Origin of the sequence: uncultured Salegentibacter sp., from assembly GCF_963972535.1 — a bacterium.
Lineage (GTDB): Bacteria > Bacteroidota > Bacteroidia > Flavobacteriales > Flavobacteriaceae > Salegentibacter.
Genome location: NZ_CAXAVR010000205.1, coordinates 1 through 1,803, shown reverse-complemented (window position 1 = coordinate 1,803; position 1,803 = coordinate 1). Strand labels below are relative to the sequence as shown.

General features: G+C 38.0%; 3 protein-coding genes. All 3 read right to left on the bottom strand.

The window, feature by feature from the left end:
• Positions 1-17 precede the first annotated feature (17 nt).
• Complete coding sequence (locus tag AACZ30_RS13840) at positions 18-863, bottom strand: hypothetical protein (RefSeq protein ID WP_339650103.1); 846 nt, start codon at positions 861-863, stop codon at positions 18-20.
• Positions 864-924: 61 nt separating this feature from the next.
• Positions 925-1,290 carry a methylglyoxal synthase gene (locus tag AACZ30_RS13835; RefSeq protein WP_075326884.1) on the bottom strand — a complete coding sequence of 122 codons (366 nt, stop codon included), beginning with the start codon at positions 1,288-1,290 and terminating at the stop codon, positions 925-927.
• 3 nt (positions 1,291-1,293) lie between these two features.
• Positions 1,294-1,803, bottom strand: a 510-nt coding sequence (locus AACZ30_RS13830; protein ID WP_339650101.1) for a 6-phosphofructokinase, incomplete at its 5' end; no start/stop codon positions are given.

Below are 1,803 nucleotides of genomic sequence, written 5' to 3'. Positions count from 1 at the left end.
GCAATTGCGGTAAAAGATTAATAATTGCTAAAAAGATAAGCTTCACGCTCAAAATAATTGGAATAATAGCCTTCAAAAGATTTTTGATCTTTTCCAAAATGCTCCATTTTATATAAACCGGCAAAAACGAAAATATTAAAATCGTAGTGATAGATTTTATCCATTTCCCGGAAGAAGCCAGAGCCTTTTTTGAATTCTTTCAAGGGTTTATTTGCATAGGCGTTTAGTACATTAAAATCGTGATACTGGAACACGTGAATTAATTCGTGGGCAACCGTATTATAATTAAATCCGCCGGCTTCAGGATTGAGTAATATTGCCGTACTTATGGCTCTGCCAAGGTAATAATCGTTATTATCCTCATAGCCAAAAGTATTATTGCCTGAGAAGACAAATTCTCCAACTCTTAGACTTAATTCAGCTTCAAATTTATTTTGAACCGCGGTATAAGCAGTGAGAAGAAAAGAAACCGGTTGGATCCTGTATTTTAGCTGAAAACGATCTTTGGTGTGAAATTCAATTCGGTTAAATCCAATATTCAGGTTCCATTGTTCCCAGAAATTTCTATTAGAAGCGGCATTTTCTATTATGGAGGTTCCCGCCGAATTCATAAATTTTGCCGGCCAGCCATAAGTAAGGTTTTTCTGGTTAGAAATTCTTCCGGCAATAACTTTACTTTCATAAACTAGGTAGCCGCCAAGTGCACCCTGTGCCATTCCTTTAACCAGTACTTTGCCGAACTTTTCCTGCGGTTCTTTATTAATTACAGCACCAATTCCACTAAAAACCGTACCTATTCCTATATTAAAAATAGCCGCTTCAGTTTGGTTGCTCTGTGACCGTACCAGGGAGGTTGAGATCAAGAAAACAGTAATTAAAAATAGAAGAAAGCGGAATGAAAATTTCAATTAAATAAATTAGATTTTAGAAAGCCTGCATTAATAAACGGGCACTGGCGGGATTTGTAGCCAGGGGAATATCGTGTACATCGCACAAACGCATTAACATAAAAATATCGGGTTCGTGCGGATGCTTGTCCAGCGGGTCTCTAAAGAAGATTACCATATCTACTTTACCTTCGGCAATACGGGAGGCTATTTGCGCATCTCCACCTAAGGGGCCTGATAGTAGTTTTTCAACCTCAAAACCGGCAGATTCCGTTTTTGCGCCCGTAGTTCCCGTAGCAATTAAGGTAATATTTTTGGCCTGAAGGGCTTCTCTATGGTTATTTAAAAACTGAACCATCTCAGCCTTTTTCCCGTTGTGGGCAATGATTGCAACTGTTTTCATAAATTAGACAGATAAAATATCAGAAATGCGAAGTAATTCTTTATTAATTGTAGGTTTTGATTTTAATGCATTTACCAGTTCTATAGATTTTATTTCATTATTCATCATTCCAACCATAATATCCTGCTGACCGTCCAGGGCAAGTTCTACTGCTTTCACGCATAATCTACTGGCCAAAACACGATCAAAACAAGTTGGGCTTCCACCTCGTTGAATATGCCCTAAAACGGTTACTTTTGCATCGTAATAAGGTAAATTGTCTTTTACGTAAGCTGCCAGCTCAAATACGTTTTTACCAATTTTGTCACCTTCAGAAACAATAACTATACTTGATGTTTTTCCAGATCTACGGCTGCGCTCCAGGGAGTTTAGCAAACGATCTAAACCAAGATCTTCTTCGGGAATTAAAATTTCTTCTGCTCCTGCGCCAATTCCACTGTTTAGCGCAATAAATCCCGCGTCTCTACCCATTACTTCTACAAAGAATAATCTATTATGGGAACTGGCAGTATC